The organism is Saprospiraceae bacterium, assembly GCA_026129545.1.
In the GTDB taxonomy this organism is placed as follows: Bacteria; Bacteroidota; Bacteroidia; order Chitinophagales; family Saprospiraceae; genus M3007.
In genome coordinates, this window is record JAHCHX010000001.1 from 2,645,654 (window position 1) to 2,664,017 (window position 18,364).

Annotated in this window: 16 protein-coding genes; 1 reads left to right on the plus strand and 15 read right to left on the minus strand. The window is 53.9% G+C overall.

Annotated features, from left to right (window positions below):
• Nucleotides 1-66: 66 nt before the first annotated feature.
• A complete protein-coding gene (locus KIS77_10115) occupies nt 67-1,761 on the plus strand; it encodes a tetratricopeptide repeat protein (protein MCW5922691.1) in 1,695 nt (564 codons plus the stop codon).
• A 295-nt stretch (nt 1,762-2,056) separates the two neighbouring features.
• On the opposite strand, the gene KIS77_10120 is transcribed toward KIS77_10115, so the two are convergent.
• From KIS77_10120 to trpD, 15 genes are all read right to left on the minus strand, one after another.
• Nucleotides 2,057-2,818, minus strand: a complete 762-nt coding sequence (locus tag KIS77_10120) for a geranylgeranylglyceryl/heptaprenylglyceryl phosphate synthase (GenBank protein ID MCW5922692.1) — start codon at nt 2,816-2,818, stop codon at nt 2,057-2,059.
• The gene (locus tag KIS77_10125; protein MCW5922693.1) at nt 2,819-4,249 is read right to left on the minus strand and encodes a TlpA family protein disulfide reductase; all 1,431 of its coding nucleotides are present in this window, start codon (nt 4,247-4,249) and stop codon (nt 2,819-2,821) included.
• Nucleotides 4,250-4,316: 67 nt separating this feature from the next.
• The gene (locus KIS77_10130) at nt 4,317-5,297 is read right to left on the minus strand and encodes a CBS domain-containing protein (protein ID MCW5922694.1); all 981 of its coding nucleotides are present in this window, start codon (nt 5,295-5,297) and stop codon (nt 4,317-4,319) included.
• A gap of 255 nt (nt 5,298-5,552) precedes the next feature.
• Complete coding sequence (xth, locus tag KIS77_10135) at nt 5,553-6,320, minus strand: exodeoxyribonuclease III (GenBank protein ID MCW5922695.1); 768 nt, start codon at nt 6,318-6,320, stop codon at nt 5,553-5,555.
• An 80-nt stretch (nt 6,321-6,400) separates the two neighbouring features.
• Nucleotides 6,401-7,117: a UMP kinase gene (pyrH, locus tag KIS77_10140; GenBank protein ID MCW5922696.1), complete on the minus strand. Its 717-nt coding sequence runs from the start codon at nt 7,115-7,117 to the stop codon at nt 6,401-6,403.
• Between the two features lie 119 nt (nt 7,118-7,236).
• Nucleotides 7,237-8,262 (minus strand): cytochrome-c peroxidase, encoded by a 1,026-nt coding sequence (locus KIS77_10145; protein ID MCW5922697.1) that lies wholly within the window; start codon nt 8,260-8,262, stop codon nt 7,237-7,239.
• Between the two features lie 63 nt (nt 8,263-8,325).
• Nucleotides 8,326-9,147 (minus strand): hypothetical protein, encoded by an 822-nt coding sequence (locus tag KIS77_10150; protein ID MCW5922698.1) that lies wholly within the window; start codon nt 9,145-9,147, stop codon nt 8,326-8,328.
• 38 nt (nt 9,148-9,185) lie between these two features.
• Nucleotides 9,186-10,100 (minus strand): hypothetical protein, encoded by a 915-nt coding sequence (locus KIS77_10155; protein MCW5922699.1) that lies wholly within the window; start codon nt 10,098-10,100, stop codon nt 9,186-9,188.
• 48 nt (nt 10,101-10,148) lie between these two features.
• Complete coding sequence (locus KIS77_10160; GenBank protein ID MCW5922700.1) at nt 10,149-10,529, minus strand: hypothetical protein; 381 nt, start codon at nt 10,527-10,529, stop codon at nt 10,149-10,151.
• A gap of 174 nt (nt 10,530-10,703) precedes the next feature.
• Nucleotides 10,704-10,889 (minus strand): DUF2892 domain-containing protein, encoded by a 186-nt coding sequence (locus tag KIS77_10165; GenBank protein ID MCW5922701.1) that lies wholly within the window; start codon nt 10,887-10,889, stop codon nt 10,704-10,706.
• A 102-nt stretch (nt 10,890-10,991) separates the two neighbouring features.
• Entirely contained in the window at nt 10,992-12,137 is a 1,146-nt protein-coding gene (locus KIS77_10170) for an ATP-binding protein (protein MCW5922702.1), read from the minus strand.
• A gap of 155 nt (nt 12,138-12,292) precedes the next feature.
• Nucleotides 12,293-14,098, minus strand: a complete 1,806-nt coding sequence (locus KIS77_10175) for a DEAD/DEAH box helicase (GenBank protein MCW5922703.1) — start codon at nt 14,096-14,098, stop codon at nt 12,293-12,295.
• A 136-nt stretch (nt 14,099-14,234) separates the two neighbouring features.
• On the minus strand, nt 14,235-15,713 hold the full coding sequence (locus tag KIS77_10180) for a bifunctional indole-3-glycerol phosphate synthase/phosphoribosylanthranilate isomerase (protein MCW5922704.1): 1,479 nt from the start codon (nt 15,711-15,713) through the stop codon (nt 14,235-14,237).
• On the minus strand, nt 15,710-16,369 hold the full coding sequence (locus KIS77_10185) for a class I SAM-dependent methyltransferase (GenBank protein MCW5922705.1): 660 nt from the start codon (nt 16,367-16,369) through the stop codon (nt 15,710-15,712). The genes KIS77_10180 and KIS77_10185 overlap by 4 nt, the downstream gene beginning before the upstream one ends.
• Before the next feature lie 5 nt (nt 16,370-16,374).
• Nucleotides 16,375-17,988 carry an anthranilate phosphoribosyltransferase gene (gene trpD, locus KIS77_10190; protein MCW5922706.1) on the minus strand — a complete coding sequence of 538 codons (1,614 nt, stop codon included), beginning with the start codon at nt 17,986-17,988 and terminating at the stop codon, nt 16,375-16,377.
• Between the last annotated feature and the right edge of the window lie 376 nt (nt 17,989-18,364).

Sequence of the window (18,364 nt, forward strand, 5' to 3'; positions counted from 1 at the left end):
ATAGGGTATTGCTGGAATGGAAGCCTTCGATGTACCTTTCGCCGGAATAGGTCAAAACTTCCTTTCATGGCAAAAAAAAATGCGCCAAAGCCCCATGCTCGCCCCTCAAAGTCGGCAGCAACGCCAATGCCCAAACAAACGATTTCCGATAAATGGATGCCATGGATACCGCTCGTGCTGGGGGTATTGGTTTTTAGCACGGGCCTGACGAATGAATTGCTGGGCATTGACGACCATACTGCTACTGTTGACAACCCGGCAGTGCGCGATTTCAAACTGTTCTCCTCCTTCAACTTGGGTATGTACGCCCCCCTCACATGGGCAGTTTATGGCGTGGCGTACACGTTGGGGAAAGACAACCCTTTCTGGTATCACCTATTTAGCCTTGCCGTTCACGCCTTCAACATCTGGCTGGTGTTTCGTTTGCTGGCCCGCTTGAGTATTGGGGCAAAGACATCATTGGCCGTGACGCTCCTGTTCGCCATCCATCCTATTCAAGTAGAATCGGTCGCTTGGATAGCGGGATTTAGCACCCCGCTTTTTTCCATGTTTTTTTTGCTATCGTGTTTGAAATATCTCGATTATGCCGAACGGCCGGCAGAGGCGAAACCCTACTACCTGTCACTCTTGCTTTTCGTGGCCGCCTGCCTCTCGAAAAGCGCCGCAGTGACCCTTCCTTTGGTGCTTGTGGTGCTCGACCTTTGGCGCAAGCCCGCCATGCCACGAGCGCGTCAGATGCTTGGCTACCTTCCTTTCTTCCTAATAGCCCTGATTTTTGGCCTGCTCACCATTTACTCCCGCACCCAGTCGGCCATTGTCACCGAGACGCCGGGAAGCGAGCTTACGCTCTTGGAACGCTTGCAGGTGTTGTGCTACACCCCTGTTTTTTACTGGTTCAACACGCTTGCCCCATTTAAACTAAACATCTACTACTCGTTCGACAAAGTGAACGGCCATCTACCGTGGCCTTATCTGATTGCGCCATTTGTCGTGATTGTCAGTTTCGTAGCCGCTTGGCGCTATCGCGAAAAAGCATCATGGTTTTGGTTTGGCTTGTTGTTCTTTTTCGCAAATGTGTCCGTTATGCTTCCGTTCGTGTCGCACGGGACGTTTGAGTTCATCGCAGACCACTACAACTACTTGGCGATGATTGGCACCAGTCTGATTTTGGTGAAAGGATGGCAAGCACTGCGAGAGCGGTGGCCGAGCCTGTCAGGTGGGCTGCGATGGATAGGCCTTGCTTGGCTTGGCCTGATAGTGATACTTTGCCTTCGGCAAATCGGGGTATGGAAAGACACCAACACCGTTGTGAGCAATGCCATCGAAAACGGATATTATCAAAACGGGCTTATGTATGCGGCACGCGCCAAGCACTTCGGCAACAAGGGCAAAATAAAGGAAGCCATCCGGGACTTTGACAAGTCTTTGGAAATCAATCCTAATTTGTATGAATCCTACAAGTTTCGCGGCGGCTTGTATGGGATGATGAAACAATACGAAAAATCCGTGGCCGACCTGAGCAAGTATCTGGAGCAATATCCCAATGACGCGGAGCAATACTACAATCGCGGTCTTTCGCTGCTCAATCTGGGCCGCCTGAACGATGCTGTCGCCGACTTTTCGAGGACACTCGAACTCAACCCCAACTTCGCTCGCGCCTACCGTGCCCGGGGCAATGCTTACAAGTCGCTGGGCGAAATGGAAAAAGCCGAGTCGGACTTGGCCGAATGGGAAAGAAGAAATGGCACTGGCGGAAATTGAACCAGAAAGAACAATAGGTTTGTTGCGGTGGAGGGCTTTGAGTGAAGGGGATTGTCATTTTTTCGACTGGCGAGGCAAGTTTTGCAGTCGAAATCGGGCATATTCGGCGAAAAATTTAACGAAGCCAGTCGGAAAAAGGGCTTTCCCTTTGCCAAAGGCCTCCACCGCGACAAGTCTAATGTTTAAGGGAGAGGCAGCCCCCGAAACACATCCCGGGCGCTGCCCCTTCATATCTGATTTGGTGCCCCTGTTGGCCTCCCCGCCAACAAGGGCAGAAGAGGTAGAGAAACAGCTTCTAAACCCTCTGAAAATCCCTGACCGCCGCGGCCATATCCCTTATCACGGCAGGGTCTTGCTCCACCATGCTGCCCACCACTATCAAGTCCGCGCCAGCGCGAAGGTTGGTGGCCACTTTTTCCGGCGTGCGAATGCCGCCTCCCACAATCAGCGGCACACTCACGGCCCCACTCACCGCCTCTATCATCCGCTCCGCGACGGGCGTTTGGGCACCCGAGCCCGCATCCAGATACATCAGTTTCAAGCCCAGCAACTCGCCAGCCAATGCCGTGCACACGGCGATGTCGTCCTTGTGCGCCGGGATGGGATAGGTGTTCGACATATACTGCACGGAGGTCATTACGCCGCCATCCACGAGTATGTAGCCGGTGCTGATGATTTCGAGCGGCGACATTTTCAGAAAAGGCGCGGAGATGACATGCTGACCGATGAGCAGCTCCGGGTTGCGACCGCTGATGAGCGACAGGAACAGGATGGCATCGGCGCGATAACTGAGCTGGAAAGAATTGCCCGGGAAAAGAACAAGGGGAATGGCACAACGCTGCCTGATTTGGGCAAGCAGGCCGTCGAGCATGTTGTTCACCACCAGACTGCCGCCGATAAAAAAGTAGTCCACCCCACACTCGACGGCCAATTCCAGTGCCGCTTCCATCTTTTTAAGGCGGAGCTTATCGGGGTCGAAAAGCACGGCCAGCCGTTTTTCGCCCAGTTGCTTGGCTTCCAGTAAGCCTGTGTAGATGCCTTTGTCTTTTACTGTCATTCAATAGGACTTCGCCGCGATTTGAAGCAGCTGTTGTTTGATGTCTTCGGGCTGATTGCCAGTAGGCTTGTCGGCAAAAGAACCATTTTTGGTGATGATGAAATACTGCGGCACCGTCTCTACCCCATAAGTGAGGGCAATGTTGCGGTCGTAGCCCGACGATGCCAGCACATGGTAGCCTTTGAAGCCGCGTGCCGTCAGCGAGGCACGCCAGTTCGCCGGATTTTCGTCAATGGATACATTCACTATTTCGATGCCCCGGCTGTTGAGCTCGGCAGCGTAGTTGTCGAACATTTCCATTTTTTTCAAACAGGCGCTGCACCAGCTCGCCCAAAAATTGAGATACACCACGCGCCCGCGAAATTGTGCCAAGCGAACCGCCCGGCCATCCGAGTCATTCCCGGTAAAAGGCGGAGCCACCGTGCCCGGCGACACACGGGCTATTTTCTCATACAGACCCGTGATTTTCGCGTCGTAGGCCGGGTACTCGTTTGTTTGCAAAAATTGGGTGTAATAAGGCAAAATCTCGCGGTAGCGTTCGCTAGTGAAAGCCATGCGTATCATCTCAGAGTGAAAAAACGCAAGCGACTTGCCCGATAGCATCTGCCCGGCCAGCTCGTATTGGCGGGCGTAGAAATTGTCCAACTGGCCCGTCTTTGCCACTTGTCGCGCCATCAGCACCTGCAAAAAATGGCGGTACCAATCATTGCCAATCGCCTCGCTGATGATGGGAGCCTCGTCGAGAAAGTCGAAAAACGGGGGCTGAATCTGATAGCGATTGGCGTACACCTGGCCATAGAACAGCAGGTGGTAGGCCCAATCGTAAGTAATGTCAGCTGCCATCCAGTCGAAAAAAGCAGGCGTGAGCGTGTTGGGGTGTTTGGCCGAAAAGTCGTCGAGCAGGGCGGAGGCAGCCTCCCGGCGCTTATCCAAGAAACCCTTGAAATCCGTCGGGGACAACGCTTCCATGCGCTCGTTCATCACCTGTTCCACCACCGCCCACCACTGGCCGATTTTGAATCGGATGTTGTTCAGTTCGTCGTAGTCGGGCGGGTTGATTTTGAAATACTGCTGCAAGAGGCGGTTGTTCGCGCTGCCGCGCCCGTTGAAGGCGACGACCACCGGGAACTGAAAAATATCCGCTCGAATACCCAGCGTATCGTCTGGCTCGAGAAAAATCGGCAAGCGGTCCTCGTTGTATTTCAAAAAAGCCAACTGTGCCTCCGGCAATTGCGCTTCCATGACGAACGACAGCTGGCCGTCCAGCTCGGCCCAGAAATGGCTGCTGCGGCCATCCACATAGTAGTGGGGCACAAACAGTTCGACCCGGTCGCCGGGCGCGGCGTTTTTGAATGTGCCGCTGATATGCGCGGCTACGACCACCGTGGCGATGCCGACAAAGAGGGGGATGAAAAAAAATCTTTTCAACATATTGGGATGAAAAATTACGGTTGAGGGTAAGGAGAGATGCCGAATTTCCTTTTGCAACACCAGTGCCTCATTGGAGCAACACGCGCACGGTCTCTATTTTCTTGTCGCTCACCAGCTCGAGCACGAAGGTCTTGCCATCCAATTCCAGCCGAGCGCCCTGTTCGGGAATCGTCTGGGTCGTCATCACCAAATACCCCGAAAGTGTGTTGTAGTCACCTTCCGGCAAGGCGAGTGCGGGATATTTTTCGTTGAGATAATCCACATCGAGGCGCCCGGAGAACAGATACTCCCTGTCCGATATTTGCACCTCGATGAACTCTTCTTGGTCGTGTTCGTCGTCAATGTCGCCAAAAAGTTGTTCGAGCGCGTCCTCCAGCGTGACAAGCCCCGCGAGACTGCCGTACTCATCCACCACACAGGCGATGTTCGTGCGGTTTTTGATGAACTTGTTGAGCAAATCATTCACCTGAATGGTCTCCGGCACAAACTTGATGGGCATCACTATGCTGCGGATGTTGCTCGGCTTGGAAAACAGCTGTTGCACATGCACATAACCCAACACGTTGTCCAGCTCGCCCTCGGTCACAAGGATGCGCGACAGGCTGCTCTCTATGAACAGTTGGCGCAGCTCGGCCACCGATGATCGCACGTCAATGTGCACGATTTCGGGGCGGGGAGCCATGCAGTCGTGCGCGCGCACCTGCTTGAGATGAAGCGCATTTTCGAGCAGTTCCATCTCTACCTCTTCCTCGCCGGGAGTGCCCGACACGTTTTGCTGTACCAGATATTCCAACAAGGCCGCCTCCCCCTCTGTGGGCGCGTTTTTGTATATGTTTTTAAAAATCAGATTTTTGAAAAACATCAACGCAAAAAAAAGAAGCAGCGTCAATACCAAAGGAGCCACCCAGCCCGTGCCAAAAACAAAATGGAGCAACGGCCCCAGCCCCAATGCCGCAAACGTGGCCAACATCACGAGCAGCAGCGTAGCGGGGAAGGTGTGGCTTCCGATGCGCAGGGCGGAGGCCCAGGAGAGAAATCGGTCTTTCATCGTTGCGGTGGCGGACGCGGTTGTTCGGAAATGTTGCTGCTCGATGCCTCAGGTAAGGGAAGCGACCGAATGGGTTCCGAACATCAATTTTTTTGAGGGGAAAGGTATATTTTTTGACGGAAACGAACGCCCTCGCCCTTTGGCAGCACCATTAAATTTTTTCAAACAAACAACGAGCGGCGCGAACCCGCACTATCAACCACCCAATCGTCGTATTGTTTGTTTCTCCGCAACAAGCGCTCGCCATGAGCCGCATCACAAGTCTATCGTCATTCTCAACGGGCAATGGTCGGAGTGCGTCACTTGCGTCAAATGCCCGACTTCCGCGATGTGGCCCTTCAGGTTGTCCGACACGGATTGATAGTCAATCCGCCATCCCTTGTTGTTGCCGCGCGCGCCGGCGCGAAAACTCCACCAGCTGTACTCCACCAAGTCGGGGTGTTTGTAGCGAAAAGCGTCGGTGAAGCCGCTCTCAAACCATTTCGTCATCCAAGCCCGCTCTTCGGGCCGGAAGCCGCTGGTATTTTTGTTGCCTTTGGGGTCGTGAATGTCAATTTCAGAGTGCGCGATGTTGTAATCGCCGACGACGATGAGGCGCGGGCGTTCCTTTTTCAACTCCTGAATCCATCGAAAAAAATCGTCGAGGAAAATCATTTTGAACGCCTGCCGCTCTTCGCCCGTCGTGCCGGAGGGGAAATAGCAATTTAGCAGGCTCCAGTCGTCGAAATCGGTGCGAAGGATGCGGCCCTCGCGGTCGTATTTTTCCATTCCGCAGCCGAACACGACGTTGTCGGGGGCTTTTTTCGAGAAAGTTGCCACGCCGCTGTAGCCCTTTTTTTCGGCGGAATGGAAGGCATGGCGGTAGCCGAGCGCCTCAAGTTCCAAGAGCGGCACGTCGTGCGGTTGCGCCTTTGTTTCTTGCAGGCATATTAGGTTGGGCGATTCTTCGGCAAGCCATTCCCAAAAGCCTTTGGAGATGGCCGAGCGGATGCCGTTGACGTTGTAGGAGATGATGTTGAGCATAGAAAAGGGTCATTAAGAGTCATAAAGTCATTAAAACCCAACAGTCAATAACTCTTGATGACATGAAATAATGACTTTAATTACCCTTCCACGAGTGTTCCCACCTCTTCGCCCAGCACAATGCGCCGCAGGTTGTCGGGCCGATTGATGTCGAAAACGATGATGGGCATGTTGTTCTCTTGGCAGAGCGTGAAGGCCGTCATGTCCATCACTTCGAGGCCGAGGCTGATGACCTTGGCGAAGGTGAGTTTGTCGAATTTGACTGCCATGGGGTCTTTTTCAGGGTCGGCGGTGTAGATGCCGTCCACGCGCGTGCCTTTTAGGATGACGTCGGCGTTGATTTCATTGGCACGCAAGGCGGCAGCGGAGTCGGTGGTGAAATAGGGGTTGCCCGTGCCAGCGGCGCAGATGACGACACGGCTCTTTTCCAAGTGCCGGATGGCGCGGCGGCGGATGTACGGCTCGGCCACGTTCTCCATGCGCAGGGCGGTCATCAGGCGGGTTTGGATGCCGATGCTTTCGAGGGCGCTTTGCAGGGCGAGGCCGTTGATGACGGTGGCGAGCATCCCCATGTAGTCGCCCGTCACGCCTTCTATGCCAGACCCCTCCGCCTGAATGCCCCGAAAGATATTGCCTCCGCCGATGACGACGGCGATTTCGGCACCCATGTCGTGCAACTCTTTGATTTGGAAAGCGTAGTGTTGAAGCATATCGGCTGCGATGCCGAATTTTTGCGTGCCCATGAGGCTTTCGCCGGAGAGTTTCAGTAGCAGGCGCCGGTATTTTAATTTGCTCATCGAACTGGGTTTGGTCGTGAAATTAGCGGGGAGATTTTGTGGCGGCAAAGGTCGAAAAAAAAGTGCCACGCTTGACACAGCGCGGCACTTTTAACTGGTAAAGTTTTGCAAATAACAGCTCACTCCGCAAATCTTCTGTCCCGCAAAAACTCCTCGTCGGTCAAGGTTTTTAGGAACGCGAGCAGTTTTGTTTTTTCATCTGCGGAAAGCGGGATGCCCAATGTGCCGTCGGGCTGTCGCAGCAGCGGGTCGAGCGTGGGCGAGTCTTTCACCCCGCTGGCGTAGTGGTCGAGCACCGCCGAAAGGGTCTTGAATTTTCCGTTGTGCATATAGGGGCTGGTGGCCGTCGCGTTGCGGAGCGAGGGCACGCGAAAACGCCCCACATCGTCGGGCAAGCTGCTCACCTCAAACCGGCCTTTGTCGAGCGAAAAGTCGTCGAGGATGCCGTTGTTCCGATAGGTCTGGTCTGTGAAGAGGTCAGTAGCGTGGCAGGATGCGCATTTGAGTTTGAAAATGGCCATACCCTCCAATTCGTCCGTGGAGAGGCTGCCGCCCGGCTCGTTGCGCACATACTTGTCGTAGGGGCTGTTGGCGCTCACGAGCATGGCCATGAATTGCGAGAGGGCTTGCAGGAAACTGGCTGTGGAGACTTCCGGCGTGCCAAAGGCGGCATCGAACATGGCAGGGTATTCTGGGTGCGCGCGCAGCTTTTTCAACACGTTGGGCAAGTTGTCGTCCATTTCCACCGGGCTTTCGATGGCGTTGAGCGGCACGAGGTCGAGGTTGGGCACGCCCCCATCCCAAAAGAACTCTTTGCTCCACAGCATATTCTGCACGGGCAGCGCATTGCGCCGCCCGAAAAGATTGTCTATCCCGTGGCTCGTGGGGTGGTCGGGGTGGCTGAATGCCGCGTAAGAGATGTGGCAATCCGCACAGGCGATGCTGGTGTCGCGGGAAAGCAGGCGGTCGAAGAACAGGCGCTTTCCCAACGCAAAGCCCGCTTCCGTCACCGGGTTTTTGTCCAAGTTATAGACTGGTTGCGGAAAATTGGAGGGTTGTGGCACTCCGGCAAATGGTTGTTCGTCTTTGCCGCATGAGGCGAGCAACAACACTAGTAGCGACCATACAATGCACGAGTTCTTCATTTTCAAAAAATTGAAATCAGGCAAGAGCCGCGCGCGACGAGGCTCTTGCCTGCCGTGAACAAATTAGTTGTGAACGTGGTCAATCGAGAACATATCCGCGTAGTTGTCTGCGACCGTTTTGGAGAATGGTCCACCGTGCGAGGTCGGATTGCTCGCCACGCTGATGTTCGTCGGATTTTTGAACATCTCCAAAATGTCCACAAAGAGGTGGAAGTGCGGCGAGTGATGTCCCTTGCGCACTTTTGCCACGTCGCCATGTGGGATGTCGAGCGTCACCGTTTTCAGGTTGTTGAGCGTAGGCGTGGTGAAGCCGCCGTAGAGTCCCGTGTGGTACTGGAAAATGCGCTCGCCCGAACCCGGCTCGATGGGTGCGGCTGGCGAAGTGCCTTCCACTTTCACGAAAATATAGCCGGAGTTCCAGCTCCAGTACATACCGTTGGCTGCCCCCGCAGGGTCGAGCACGCCTTGCCGCTCGCTGATGTCGCTCACGCTTTTGAGGCTGTCCACGCCTATCGTGAACCGCAACTTCGAATAATCGCCCGCTGGCACATTGCTCAGTTTGATTGCGCGGGTGCTCGGCTCGTCGTGCTTGACGAGGAAGTAGGAATCGTTGCGCGGCACCACGAATTCAGTACCGTCCCCTTTGATGAGCACGATGTTGCTGACGAAATAGTTGAACGTGGTGAATTTCAACTTTTCGCCCGCCGCGTTGGTATATTCAGAACCAAACACCAGCGCGTCGGTGCCTGCTCTGTGGTCGAACTCTATTTCCACATCGCCCACCCCTGTGAGGTCGTCGTCGTGGTCATGGTCTTTTTTGCAAGCATCGAAGATGAAGGCGCCAAACAACAGCGCGAGTATTAGCAGAAAATATTGCTTTTTCATGTTGAAAAATGTGTTTAAGAAAACGAAGGTTAGAGTGTTCAAAAAATGTAGTTGAGGGTCGCCATCCAACGGTTGCGGCTATGCACCTTCCCATCGCCGAGGTGCTGCCAAAAAGGGTGTTGGAAAGTGAACCCCGTGGAAAAACGGCCCATGTACACGTCCAGCCCGGCAGTCGCAAGTGCAATGGCACCGCCCGTGCCTTCCGTGAAATCGCGGTCGCCCGTGTTGGCTTGCGCCGCGTCGGCAAAGACACCCGCGTTGGGCAGGAATGTGAGACGCCCCTTGTTTTTCCAGTAAAAAGCTTTGGCGGAGCCGCTGATACGGTTGCCGAAGCGATAGTCATGCTGGCGGTTGGTGGTGTTCAGTCGGCCCAATGCATCAGCGGTGAACCCCCACGCGCCGCGTCGCAAGGTGTAGGTGGCGGCCAGCATGAAGTCGGTGGTGCCGGAACCAGACTGAAGGTTTGGGTGCAGCAGTTTGCCTTCCGGGCTGGTGCGGTTATGGTCGCCAGTAGGGAGCTTCACTCCCCCATTCAGCGTCAGCGTGTGCTGCCATTTTCTGTCGAGGCTATCGCCCGTGTCGAGCAAGATGTAACCCGCCATGATGGATGCGTCGCCAAGACCCTGCGTATGCGTGGTTTGGGCCCCTTCCAGGCGGCGAAAATCATGATACGGCATCAACACGAGCATCTGTATCCGACGAAACGGATAGAAACGCCCCAGCAAATCCACCGTGCGAAACGACTCGTCGGAGTCGAAATGCCCAGCCTCTGCGGCATTGCGGCTGTGCGCCGATTGGAACGACTGTTCCGACCAACGCAGCCCCACAAAGTGCCGGTGGAATTGCGGCAAGATGCCGAAATAATTGCCACCGATGGAACAACCGCAAACATCACAAGCCGACGCACCTGGCAATATAGCCAGCAACGCCACCGCGATGAACAGTGTTCGCATAAGAAAAGAAATGTTTGGTGAAAAACCTGATGTCAATCTGTGGATTTCTCAGGCGGCGGGCGGCTTGAAAATGGCCGCGTGTGGCGCGTCTGGCAAGCGCCGCTCCAAATAGGCGGGGCGTGATTCGGCCAACAAACCCGAAGCACAGAATCGGGGGAAAAGCGCCGCAGACTCGAAAAAAAGTTGAATATCCCGAACTTGATGGAAGCCTTCGGGGAGCTGCGGCTCTTTGGGTCCGCTCTGCTCGCTGACGGCCATTTGCTTTTTCAAGTAGCACTTGCCGTCGCATTGCATTTCGGGTTTGTCGCGATTTTCGCAGTTTTTCAGGTACACAGCCCGATTCCACTGATAATGCAGTGTCCAAGCCGTGCGGACGGAGGCTTGGCCAAGCATGCTGCACACCAGTATGAATGAGAAAAACTGCTTCATGGATGTGGCAAAAATAGGGATTGGTTTGGAGGGCTTGGTTGCAACTTTTGACAAAATCCGTCATCAGTGCGATAAACGGCCCCAATTTGTTTCGTTAGCGAGGAAAAACGGCCACCCCTCTTGCGAAGGGCAGCCGCTGCACTTTTCCGCTTTCAATTCAAAAACAAGTATTGTTCAATGCGCTGTCTGCCTCAGCCATGTTTTCAGCGGGCACCACCCCATCAAGCCACGCAAAAACATGGGAAGTGCCAAGAAGCAAAGCCATGTCATGCCAGAAAAAAGACCGATGAAAATGATGAGCATCATCAACAGGTAGGAAACTATGATTTCGGTCATGGAGAGGTTGAATTCGAATTTCATATCGTGCGGTGATTTTTGTTTAATGATGTCACAAAAGTCTGGCTGCACGAGTGGGGAAAGAATGACGCAAGTCAATCGAAAGAATGATACTGGTGCGAGGGCTTAGATGATTTTTGCATCCGGTGCCAAAAACTCGAGGTAGTTTTCTGGGTGTATCACTTTGAACTGCGTATCGGGATATGCATCTGAAAACACCGAGGGGAGAGAAGCGCCTTTGGCAGGGTTCCACTTGAACTCGTAAGCGTGCAAGCGACCGTCATATTCTTCAAGATAATCAATTTCTTGTTGCTTCACGGTGCGCCAGAAATAGGAACGGCCATAAAACTCCCGAAACAGATTGTGCTTCATTCGCTCGGCTACCAAAAAGTTCTCCCACAGACCTCCGATATCATTTCGAAGTTCGAGCGGTCGGAAATCACCTACCAGCGCATTTCGGATGCCACAATCCCAAAAATAAATTTTGCGGTTTTTTTTGATCTCATTTCGCAAATTGCGACTAAACGCTTGCAACCGAAAAACAACGAAAGATTTCTCCAGCAAATCCACATACCGCTGCACCGTGGAAATGTCACTCGAAATTACCTCTGCCAAATTGTTGTATGACGCTTCGCTGCCAATTTGCAAGGCCAGCGCCTTCAGCAACTTGTCGAACAGCTCTGGTTTACGCAAATCTTGAAATGAAAAAATATCCTTGTAAAGATAGCTGCCAGCGATTTGGTTAAGTGTTTGGCGCTCCAAGCCGGGATGAGTCACCACTTCTGGGTACATCCCGAAAATCATGCGTTGCCTGAGATGACGCTCCTCTTCAAATGTCCCATGATGTCGCACCATTTCACTTGCCGAGAGAGGCAAGAGCATGAACTCCCACTTGCGACCCGTTAGCGGTTCGTTAATTATATTGGCCAGCTCAAAAGCAGATGAACCCGATACCAGAAGGCGAGGTGTTTTGATTTGGTCAATGATGATTTTTAAGGTTAAACCGATGTTTTTGACTCGCTGTGCTTCATCAATCAGCAGCAGCTCTGCATCTCCCACAACGTTTTGCAGGTTGGGAAGCGTCTGAACCTCCAGACGCAACCGTACTGCTGCGTCGTCACAGTCAAGCCTCCTAACTTTGAGTGTGCTGTGCCGCCCAACTTCGTCCAAAATAGTACTTTTACCAGCCTGTCGCGGACCAAACAAAATGACTGCTTTGCCCGGCGCAAGCCGTTGAAGAATGGTGTCAAATAAAGTACGTCGAATGAGCATCAGCGTTTTTTAAACACAAAAATAGGCATTTTGCTCGGTTGTAACCGAGAAATATTTGCATTTTTCTCGGTTACAACCGAGCAAAACGCTTTTTCTCCACAAAAAAAGAGCGGCGGTTGCCCGTCGCTCTCTTTTTTGTGCGCAAATCGCCGCCCTTACCAACGCTTCTTCTTGTCGCCTTTGAAGGGTGGGCGGTTGTCACCCGTTTTGTTGTCCTGATTGCGGTCGTCGCGGTCCCGATAGTTTGGCTTCGGCTTGGGCGGGCGGGCCTGTTTTTCGATACTTGCGACTTCCAGTATGGAAGCAAAACGATTGCGCATGATGCTTGCCACTTCTTTGGCAGCTGGTTTCTGTTGCGAGCGGTCGCGGTCGTCGCGGCGAGCAGGGCGAGCGTCGCGGCGCGAGCCTTGAGATTGTTCGCGGCGTTGCTCATTACGCCTATTGTCGTCGCGGCGGTCATTGTTTCTGCCGTTGTTGGCGCTCCTGCCGTTATCGTTCCTGTTTCTGCCGTTATCCCTGCCAACAACACCTTCTGCCCTTCTGTTATCGGCATCCCTGCCTTGCCTGCCATTGTTGGCATCCCTGCTGTTGTTGGGGTTCCTGCCGTCTCTGCCATTGTTGGCATCCCTGCCAACAACCCCTTGCACGGGGTGTCCGTTTCGCTCTTGGCGTTGGGTGTCTGGTTTGCGTTCGGGCAAGGGTATCGTGCCGGGACGTTGTGGCGCGGGAGTCTTTGTGACTTGAGCGGGCTGCTTTCTGCCGCTCTTGCCGTCACCTTTCCCGCCTCGCGGTTCTGGCAAGCCTGGCGCGGCGAGGTCGGCGGCAAAGGGATGGTCGCGTTCCACCGGTACGAGCTGGCCCGTCAGTTTTTGAATATCTTTCAGGTATGCCACTTCCTCAGCGTCGCAAAAAGAGAGTGCGATGCCACTCGCCCCCGCACGGCCCGTGCGACCGATGCGGTGGACGTAGGTCTCTGGGATGTTGGGCAAATCAAAATTGATGACGTGCGAAAGCTCCTCGATGTCAATGCCGCGCGCGGCAATGTCGGTGGCGACCAATACGCGGAGTCTGCCTGATTTGAAATTGCCCAACGCGGCTTGGCGGGCGTTCTGCGACTTGTTGCCGTGAATGGCTTCGGCGCGGATGCCTGCTTTGGTAAGGTCGCCCGCGATTTTGTTCGCGCCGTGTTTGGTGCGCGAAAAGACGAGCGCGGAGGTGATGGTTTTGTCTTTTAGCAGGTGGATGAGCAATGATTTTTTGTCTTTTTTCTCCACAAAAAACACCTTCTGCGCCACTTTTTCGGCGGTGGAGGCAATGGGGGTGACTGCTACTTTCACCGGATTTTTCAGAATCGAATCAGCCAGATGCGCGATTTCGGGTGGCATGGTGGCGGAGAAGAAAAGCGTCTGGCGTTCGGTCGGCAGTTTGGCGATAACCTTTTTCACGTCGTGGATGAAACCCATATCGAGCATTCGGTCGGCCTCGTCGAGCACAAAAATGCCGATGTCACGCAGAGAGACGTAGCCTTGGTTCATCAAGTCGAGCAGACGGCCCGGGGTGGCGATGAGGACATCGGTGCCGCGTTTGAGCGCGTCAGTTTGGGGCGTTTGGCCCACGCCTCCGAAGATGACGAGGTTGCGCACCCCAGCGTTTCGGCCGTAAGCGGTGAAGCTTTCGCCGATTTGGATGGCGAGTTCGCGGGTGGGTGTAAGGATGAGGGTACGGATGGGGCGTTTGCCTTCGCGTTGGCCCGCGGCAGTACGTTCAGCGTGCAGAATCTGAAGAATCGGCAGGGCGAAAGCGGCGGTTTTGCCAGTCCCTGTTTGGGCGCAACCCAAGAGGTCGTGGCGCTGAAGGACGGGGGGAATGGCTTGTTCCTGAATAGGCGTGGGGCGCTCGTAGCCCTCGGTTTCGAGCGCGCGAAGAAGCGGCTCAATGAGCGATAAATCTTTGAATAACATGAATTTGAATTGGCCGGAATCGTACGCGGCGGCCAGCCTTTGGCGGGCCTTCATGGGGCAAAGCCTTTTTGGGAAAGGCTTGTTGTCCAGGGCGGACAAGTACCGGGTTTGGTAAATGATGGGGCAAAGGTAGAGGCTATTTTGCCAAATAAATTTTTTTTTCAACAATTTCTTTCAAATCTGACAGCCGCTCCGCGATTCTGTGTATTCTCCCCACATCTACCTGCCCATCTGTTTCAATGCCCGATGCGATGTCCGCGCCGAGGCAATTTTCATAGCTCAAAATGACTTCCAGATTTTCCTCGTTGAGGCCGCCTGCCAGTAAAAACGGATATGGAAAACCAGCTGGAATCGCTGCGCCAACGCGCTGCCCGCTGCCTGGCGTGGCTCCGTCGAGGATGAAAAAATCCACGTCGGCAGCAAAAGGTTCAAGTTGCTGCAAATCAGCCGTTTCGCGTATTGACATGGCGAGCATGACTCGCTGTTTGAGGCTGCGCACGAACTCCGGCGACACCTCGTGGGCATACAACTGGACGGCATGGAGGGGGTATTTTTCGAGTGTCTCGCGGATGTCGGTTTCGGTGTTTTTGTAAAAAACAGCCACCGCGTTTGAAACCTGTGAGTTTTTCAAAATCTCACAGGTTTCGGCATCCACCCGACGGCGGCTTACGGGGGAAAAATTGAGGCCGATGAAGTCAGGGGAGTTTTTGGTGACGGGTTGACTCGAAGTCAACCCGTCACTAAAAGCAGTCAGCATTTCCGGCGTTCGGATGCCACAGGCCTTGAAAAGAAACTTCCCTCGGCCTTGAAAATGAGCTTCAAATCGAGTCGGCAATTTTTCTGCTCGCATCAGTCCCGTCCCAATTAAAAAGCCATCGGCGTGGCGAACGGCCTGAAAATCACGGTAGTCGCGGATGCCGGATTCGGCAACGACGAATCTTCCGCCCGCCTGTTTTTTCAACACGTTGACCCGGTTGAGCGCCGTGCGAAAGGTTTTTAAATCGCGGTTGTTCACCCCCAAGACCGGAAAATCAAGGTGCTGGATTTTTGCCAGTTCTGCCTCGTCGTGTACCTCTACGAGCACGCCCATACCCAGTGATTCAGCTATTTTTTTCAAATAACCCAATTGCTCCGGCTCCAAAATGGCCGCGATGAGCAGGATGATGTCCGCTCCGTGCAGTTTGGCCAGATAGATTTGGATGGGGTTGAGAATAAAGTCTTTTTGCAATAACAAAGGTGGAGGATGGAGGGTGGAAGAAGGTAAAAGGTGGAGGGTTTGGGCGGCTAATTTCAAGTCGGCGTAGGAGCCGCCAAAAAACGGCTCGTCGGTCAGGACGGAAATGGCGCTCGCGCCTGCTTGGGCGTAGGCACACACTTGGGGGGGCAAGTCCGCGTCGTGGTCGAGCCAGCCTTCGGAGGGGCTTTTGCGCTTGAATTCGGCAATGAAAAAATGCTCGCCCCGTGCGCGGGTTTCGGCGAAGGCTTGGTAGAAACGCGGCGGAGCGTTCGGATGATTTTGAGCCACCAGCTCTTGCAGTTCGCGTATATCGTGCTGCGCGTGCAACCGCTCGATTTCGCGCTTTTTGGACTCGACTATTTTTTCTAAAATACTCATGCCACGATGGGGGTGTTGGTTTGCCAGACCGCTATCCAAAAATACTGAAATTGAATGCATTGCAGTGTCGAGCATTTTCCTTGAAGGGCGTTTTCAAGGTCAGTTTGATTGGGGAAATTTTTCAAAACAAGGTAGGTCTCGCCATTTTGCAATTGTCGTCGCTGGTAGGTGTTCCCCGTTTCGTCGCGGCTGAAAATGGGGGTGCTGCTGCCTTCGACGTAGCGATTGTCCATCATCACGACCGTGCCGCCTGCCGCAACCAATTCGTTTGTTTTTTGAATAAACTTGGGCAACGCTTGCAACGGAATGTGCGACCACAAAAACCCTCCAAACAGGGCTTCCGAGGGTCTGAGCAGATTTAGTTGATAGAGGTCGGCGACCTCAAAGGCGACATTTTGGTTTGGATACCGCTTGTGTCGAGCAATTTCCAAGACGCTCTCGTTGATGTCCGTTGCCTTGATGGAGCGAGCGGTCTGGGCGATTTTTTCTGTCCAATATCCTGTTCCGCAGGCGACTTCCAAGACTTCTTTTTCTTTAAAAAAGGCTTGCAGCACTTGCGTCGCGGCCATCAAATCGGCCTGTCGCTCGGGTTTGGCGTATATAGCCTCGTACTCGGTGGCGCGTCGGTCGTAGTAGGTGGTTAGGTCATCGTTCATGCCGTTCAAACGGGTTCTGACATTGCTTCCGTGCATTCCAGGTATTTTTCCAAGACCTCACCCATCGCGCCTTCAAAAATCAGACGCTCCATCTTTTCGTAGGCTTCTGGCAGGGGTATGGTTTCCACAAATTTGGTGTAAACGAATGCCGCATTCGCCGCCACCAATTTGTAGTGTTCTGTCGTCGGAATGCCCGCGAGCATGGCTTGAGCGATTTGCAGACATTCTTCGGGGTTGGCGGCGCTCACGGCTTCGAATGGCAGGGGCGAGAGACCGAAATCTCGTGGCGAAACTTCATAGTCGCGTTTTTCGCCGTCACGATATTCCAACACGCGGGTCGGGGCACTCACGGATATTTCGTCCAAGCCATCCTGCCCGCGCACGACGATGACGTGGCGTTTGCCCATTTGGATGGCTGTTTCAAAAATCACCTCCATCAAGTCGGCGAAGGCGGTACCGATGAATTGTCGTTCTGGCAGATAGGGATTGACCAATGGCCCCAGCACGTTGAACACGGTTGGCACGCCGATTTTTGCCCTAACGGGCGCAAAGTGCCGGAAAATAGGATGCACATCGGGCGCAAACACAAAGGCGAGGTTGGTGGCCTCCAACGTCCGTGAGGCCTCTTCAGGAGCGAAGTAGGCAGGCACGCCGAGGCGTTCCAGCAGGTTGAAACTGCCGAAACGCCCCGCCGCTGCGCGGTTGCCGTGCTTGGCGATAGGAAGGCCGCAATGTGCCAACAGGAGGCTCGCCAGCGTGGAGGTGTTGATGCGCGGCAGGCCGGAGCCGCCTGTGCCGCAGATGTCTGTCAATGAGGATTTGGGAATGTGGGGACTTGGGGATTTGAAGTCCATGATTGCCTCGATGAAGGCGCATAACTCGTTGGCATTGCGCAGCTTGTGGCTGAGGGAGACGAGCAGGATTTGTTTTTGGTCTTCCGAGAGTTGACCTTCCTCGACGGCTTGGAGGAAGGCGCGAAGCGCGTTTGTTTTGAGCAATGTCCCTGTTTGCAGTTTTTCAGAGAGCGTGTGATAGATGCGATTGCCAGCGGAGAGTCGGCCTGCCACCACGTTGCGGAGCATCCGCATTCCGACTTGATTTTTCATGCTTAGCACCGATTCCGGGTGGAATTGGATGCCTTCGATGAGCAGGCGTTTGTGGCGCACTGCCATCACCGTGCCGTCGTGGGCACGGGCGCTGATTTCGAGTTCAGGCGGCACGGTGTCGGCAGCCCATGAATGGTAGCGCGCCACTCGGCAATCTTGCTCCAGCCCGGTGAAGATGCCTCGTCCGTCGTGCTGAATGGGAGATGATTTGCCGTGCACGGGGGCAATGTTCGCTAAGGTGCCGCCAAAAAACTCAATGAGCGCCTGATGGCCGAGGCACACGCCGAGGATGGGTTTTTCGCGGTAAAACCGACCGATGATTTTGAGCAAATTACCTGCCTTGCGCGGCACGGAGGGGCCGGGGGAAAGCACGAGGAGGTCGAATGGTGTCTGCGCGATGGTCTCTGGGTTGGCGGTGTTGCGAAAGACAGTGACCTTGCAACCGAGCTGGCGGAAAAAGTCCGCAAGGTTGTAAGTGAACGAGTCGAGGTTGTCGAGGAGGAGGATGTTCATAATGTGATTTTAAGTCATTGAGGGGTTATTAGGGGTCATTGGGGGTTATTAGGGGTTATTAGGGGTCATTGGGGGTCATTAGGGGTCATTAGGGGTCATTGGGGGTCATTAGGGGGCATTAGGGGTCATTGGGGGTCATTGGGGGTCATTGGGACTGCAACATTGTATCGGTACAATGATGCAAAGATTCAAATAAAAACTCCGGGTGTGCAAGTGCCCGGAGGAAATAATTTTTTGAACCAACATAAAAGATCTAGTCTAGTAAGGTAAAAGGCGGAGGGAAGATGGGCTGCTTTGGGTTCATTGATTCTATGTTCAACTCAAAAATCCCTCTCCCCCCCACTACTTATCAAAGGTTTCTCGAACCAACAAAAAA